The sequence below is a fragment of the Propionivibrio pelophilus DSM 12018 genome, from assembly GCF_059569095.1.
In genome coordinates this window covers 1-2,068 of record NZ_JCANUT010000127.1, presented here as the reverse complement: position 1 = coordinate 2,068, position 2,068 = coordinate 1, and the positions used below count along the sequence as shown (strand labels likewise).

Here is a 2,068-nt window from a genome sequence, read left to right as displayed (position 1 = left end):
TTTCCTCCCCCGAGGCTTGTACGACGCCTGCCCGCCGGCAATCGTTGCCACTCAACCTGCCTCGCGGTAGGGCAGGCATCGCACAACCCTTAACACCAAGGGCCGGTCAGCAACTTTTGGATTGACTCCTTCATTGACCAAGGCTATTCTCTCGCAACCAGACATCAGACAATTTTACAATCCGACAAAGAAAATTAGCCGATGCAACCGATTGCCCGCGTATCCCAGACCGACCTGGTGGTGAAGGAACTCACCCGGTTTTTCCAGACCGACGAAATTCAGGAAGGCGACAAGCTGCCGACCGAAATGGTGCTGTGCGAACGCTTGCACGTCGGCCGTTCGACGGTGCGCGAGGCGGTCAAGGCGTTGCAGGTGATGGGTTACGTGCAGATCGAACCCGGGCGCGGGGCCTTTCTCAAGCGCAAGAATCTGGACACGCCCGTCAACAGCCTGCTCTCGTGGCTGGGCAGCCGCAAGACGGAGGTCGCCGACATCATCGAGGTGCGCATGCAGCTGGAGCCGCTGGCTGCCCGGCTAGCCGTCGAGCGCGGCAGCGACGAGGAGATCGCGGCGATCGACGCCATCCGCGAGGAATTCGAAGCGGTGCTCGCCGCCGAGACCTTCGACGCTCCGGCCGGCGAACGTCTCGGCGCACTGGACGAGAAATTCCACGCCGCCATCGCCGAGGCTTCGCACAACCCGCTGCTGATTCACCTCAACGCGCTGGTCACCGCCGCGTTCAAGGAATTCCGTGCGACCAGCTTCAAGGTCGAGGCGCATGCCAAGAACGCCGTTTCGCCGCACCGCAAGATCATGGCCGCGCTGCAGAAACGCGACGCCAACGCGGCGCAACGCTGCATGAAGGATCACATGTTCAAAACGCTGGAGGATATTTCGCTGGGCGCAGGTAAATAAGCCGTCCCGCCCACGGGGGCGGCGATGGTCGTTTTTGATAGTTCGATAACAAGGAGTGTCAAATGAAAAAACTGATTCGTGCCGCCTGTTTCACCGCCATCGCCTGCCTGGGAAGCTCGCTGACCCACGCACAGGCCCTGACCCTCAAGGCCTACGTGCCGACCAACCCGACGGCGGTGCCGACCAAGGCACTGACGCTGTTCGCCGAGAACGTCAACAAGGCGACCGGCGGCAAGCTGAACATCCAGGTGTTCCACTCCGGCCAGCTCGGCAACGACCGCGAAGCGATCGAATCGACGCGCATGGGCACCATCGACATCATGTTCGCCGGTACCGGCGGCTATTCGAGCTTCTATCCGAAGGCCAAGATCTTCGACCTGCCCTTCCTGTTCACCAACGCCAAGCAGGCGTTCGAGGTGGTGAACGGCCCGGTTGGCGAAGAAATCTTTTCCGGGCTCAAGTCGTTCAATCTGGTGTATCTGGCCACCGGCGACAACGGCATGCGCCATATCAGCACGTCGAACAAGGCGATTCATTCGGTCGATGACGTCAAGGGCCTGAAGGTTCGCGTGCCGGAGATCGACACCTACGTCGCGCTGTGGAAGTCGTGGGGCGCGATCGTCACGCCGATGCCGATCACCGAGCTGTACATGGCGCTGAAGACCGGCGTGGTCGACGCGCAGGACAACGCGCCGTATCACACCGTCGCCAGCAAGGTCTATGAAGTGCAGAAGCACTACTCGATGATCAACTACATGTGGATGGGCCTGACCATGGTCGCCAACGACCGCGCCTGGGCCAAGGTTCCGGACGACATGAAGAAGCTGATCAAGGACGAAGCACGCAAGATGGCCGCGTGGTCGTTCGACGAGATCGAGCGCGACAACGTCAAGGCCATCGAGACGATGAAGGCCAACGGCACCACCTTCGACATGACGCCCGACCGCGCCAGCTTCATGAAGAACATCGACGCCTTCTACGCCAAGTACGAAGGCCAGCCTTGGTACGACAAGGCGCTGGTGCAAAAGCTGACGAAGAAGTAATCCTCCCGAACACCTCCGTCATTCCGGCGAAGGCCAATGGGATGGACTCCTCCCTTCCACCGGCATCGATGTGCCAGACTGGAGTTGTCACCAACCAGTCAAACGAAGGA

General features: G+C 60.4%; 2 protein-coding genes. Both read left to right on the top strand.

Annotated elements, in window-relative coordinates:
• The first annotated feature begins 201 nt into the window (after window positions 1–201).
• The gene (locus tag BO74_RS20940) at window positions 202–915 is read left to right on the top strand and encodes a FadR/GntR family transcriptional regulator (RefSeq protein WP_496445317.1); all 714 of its coding nucleotides are present in this window, start codon (window positions 202–204) and stop codon (window positions 913–915) included.
• A gap of 62 nt (window positions 916–977) precedes the next feature.
• Window positions 978–1,958 (top strand): TRAP transporter substrate-binding protein, encoded by a 981-nt coding sequence (locus tag BO74_RS20935; RefSeq protein ID WP_496445315.1) that lies wholly within the window; start codon window positions 978–980, stop codon window positions 1,956–1,958.
• Window positions 1,959–2,068 lie beyond the last annotated feature (110 nt).